Annotated in this window: 1 pseudogene; it reads left to right on the top strand. The window is 46.2% G+C overall.

Annotated elements, in window-relative coordinates:
• Positions 1–63: 63 nt before the first annotated feature.
• Positions 64–383: pseudogene (locus QQ041_RS22265) on the top strand (flagellin B); the annotation flags it as partial.

Below are 383 nucleotides of genomic sequence, written 5' to 3'. Positions count from 1 at the left end.
AACTACTTGGTTTTCCGAGACGTCGGAAACCGCTATACCGGAAAATCAATTGGAGAAATCACCATGGCAGTGAATGTAAATACAAACGTTTCAGCGATGACAGCGCAACGTTACCTAAACAACGCAAACAGCGCACAACAAACATCAATGGAGCGTCTAGCTTCAGGCTCAAAAATCAACAGCGCAAAAGATGACGCTGCGGGCCTACAAATCTCTAACCGTTTGAACGTTCAGAGCCGCGGCCTTGATGTTGCAGTACGTAACGCGAACGACGGTATCTCGATTGCACAAACTGCTGAAGGTGCAATGAACGAGACGACTAACATCCTGCAACGTATGCGTGATTTGTCTCTACAATCTTCAAACGGCTCAAACTCAAAATC

This window comes from Vibrio sp. TMPB1044 (assembly GCF_030442075.1).
In the GTDB taxonomy this organism is placed as follows: Bacteria; Pseudomonadota; Gammaproteobacteria; order Enterobacterales; family Vibrionaceae; genus Vibrio; species Vibrio satsumensis.
Note: the sequence above shows the minus strand (reverse complement) of the source record. Positions and strands in the feature narration are given on the sequence as shown.